This is a genomic window from uncultured Corynebacterium sp. (assembly GCF_902489365.1).
Lineage (GTDB): Bacteria > Actinomycetota > Actinomycetes > Mycobacteriales > Mycobacteriaceae > Corynebacterium.
In genome coordinates this window covers 1-1899 of sequence record NZ_CABTZR010000165.1, presented here as the reverse complement: position 1 = coordinate 1899, position 1899 = coordinate 1, and the positions used below count along the sequence as shown (strand labels likewise).

Genomic DNA, 1899 nt, shown 5'->3' with positions numbered 1-1899 from the left:
CGCAAGCCGGGGGCGACCACGACGACCTCCGCGGTGCGCGGCGGATTCAAGAAGAATGCGGCCTCCCGCGCGGAGGTCATGAGCTTGATTAGGAGCTAGCAGCAATGGCAGTCAGCGATCTTACTGTTCCCGGCCGCACGCTGGTCATGGGCATCGTCAACGTCACGGAGGATTCCTTCTCCGACGGTGGCCGCTGGATCAACATCGACGATGCGCTCAACCACGCCCGCCACCTCGTGGAATCTGGTGCAGACATGATCGATGTCGGCGGCGAGTCCACCCGTCCCGGCGCGGTGCGCGTGGCTGCCGAGGAGGAAGAGAGCCGCGTCGTGCCCGTCATCAAGGCACTGCACGAGGAGGGGATTAAGACCTCCGTGGACACGATGCGGGCCTCGGTAGCCGCGGCGGCCGCCGCGGCCGGCGTCGACATGATCAATGATGTTTCCGGTGGTGCAGCTGACCCGGACATGTACCGCGCCATGGCGGAAACCGGCCTGCCGGTGTGCCTCATGCACTGGCGCACCGTCCAATTCGGATCGGCAGCCGGCGTGGCCGACCACGGCGGGGATGTGGTGCGCGACGTTCACGAGTCCCTGGCGAAGCTCGCCGATAACGCCCTGCAGGCCGGTGTCGCCCACGACAATATCGTCGTGGATCCGGGCCTGGGCTTTGCCAAGTCCCCGCAGGATAACTGGGCTTTGCTCAAGGCGCTGCCGGAGTTCCTCCACGGCGAATTCCCGCTGCTGGTGGGAGCTTCCCGCAAACGCTTCCTCGCCGCCATCCGGGAGGATCGCGGTGTCGAGTCCAGCCCGCTGCTCGCGGACCCGGCCACCGCCGCCGTGACCGCCATCTCCGCGCAGATGGGCGCGTGGGGCGTGCGCGTGCACGAGGTGGATGTCTCGCGCGATGCCGTGGACGTCGCCGCAGCATGGAACGCGGGCGCGGCCTATACCGGCGGCGCGCATGCCTCCGGCAGCTACGCCAACGGCGCGGACGGCGGCACAGTGGTGTCCACTTCTTTGGGAAAGGCATAAAACATGGCGGATCGCATCGAACTCACCGGTCTGGAGTGCTTTGGCTACCACGGCGTTTTCGAGGAAGAGAAGAAGACGGGGCAGCCCTTCATCGTGGATGTCACCTGCTGGTTGGACACCGCGGGCATCGAGGATGACTTGTCCCGCACGGTGAATTACGCTGAGCTTGCCGACGTCGCCGCAGACATCGTCGAGGGCTCCTCCCGGGACCTCATCGAGACGGTGGCTGAGGAGGTCGCTGAGACCGCCATGCGGCGCTTCGAGATCCTGCACGCCATTGAGGTCACCATCCACAAGCCGAAGGCGCCTATCCCACGCACCTTCGCCGACGTGGCCGTCGTGGCCCGCCGCTCCCGAAAGCGGATGGCAGGCTAATGCGCGCCGTCCTGTCCATCGGCTCCAATATGGAAGACCGCCGTGCGCTGCTGCAGACCGTCTTTGATGAGTTCGCTGAGGAGACCGTCGCTACCTCCCCGGTCTTTGCCACCCCGCCGTGGGGCGTGACCGACCAAGATGAATTTCTCAACGCCGTGCTCATCGTGGACGTGGACTGCACCCCTCTGGAGCTGCTGCGCCGTGGCCAGAAGCTTGAGGAGTCCGCTGAGCGCGTACGCGTGCGGCACTGGGGTCCGCGCACCTTGGACGTGGACATCGTGCAGATAGACGGTGTGACTTCCGACGATCCTGAGCTCACCCTTCCGCACCCCTATGCGCACGAGCGCGCCTTCGTGCTCGTGCCGTGGTTGGCCGCGGATGAGCACGCACAGCTCAACGGCACCCCGGTGCGCGAGCTCATCGCCGACCTCGATGAGGACGAGGTCGCGGCGGTGAAGGAACTGGGGGAGTAATGACGAGGACGTCGATT

Annotated in this window: 3 protein-coding genes and 1 pseudogene; all 4 read left to right on the top strand. The window is 65.9% G+C overall.

Features of this window, described 5'->3' with window-relative positions:
- Positions 1-99: pseudogene (locus tag RDN59_RS12200) on the top strand (GTP cyclohydrolase I FolE); the annotation flags it as partial.
- A 5-nt stretch (positions 100-104) separates the two neighbouring features.
- Positions 105-1034, top strand: coding sequence for a dihydropteroate synthase (folP, locus tag RDN59_RS12195; RefSeq protein WP_308608067.1), 930 nt, complete (start codon positions 105-107; stop codon positions 1032-1034).
- Positions 1035-1037: 3 nt separating this feature from the next.
- Positions 1038-1409 carry a dihydroneopterin aldolase gene (gene folB / locus RDN59_RS12190; protein ID WP_308608066.1) on the top strand — a complete coding sequence of 124 codons (372 nt, stop codon included), beginning with the start codon at positions 1038-1040 and terminating at the stop codon, positions 1407-1409.
- Positions 1409-1882, top strand: coding sequence for a 2-amino-4-hydroxy-6-hydroxymethyldihydropteridine diphosphokinase (gene folK, locus RDN59_RS12185; RefSeq protein WP_308608065.1), 474 nt, complete (start codon positions 1409-1411; stop codon positions 1880-1882). The genes folB and folK overlap by 1 nt, the downstream gene beginning before the upstream one ends.
- The last annotated feature ends 17 nt before the right edge of the window (positions 1883-1899 follow it).

Coding starts and splice junctions, on each gene's coding strand:
- folB (WP_308608066.1), top strand. CDS start 1,038: ATGGCGGATCGCATCGAACTCACCGGTCTGGAGTGCTTTGGCTACCAC.
- folP (WP_308608067.1), top strand. CDS start 105: ATGGCAGTCAGCGATCTTACTGTTCCCGGCCGCACGCTGGTCATGGGC.
- folK (WP_308608065.1), top strand. CDS start 1,409: ATGCGCGCCGTCCTGTCCATCGGCTCCAATATGGAAGACCGCCGTGCG.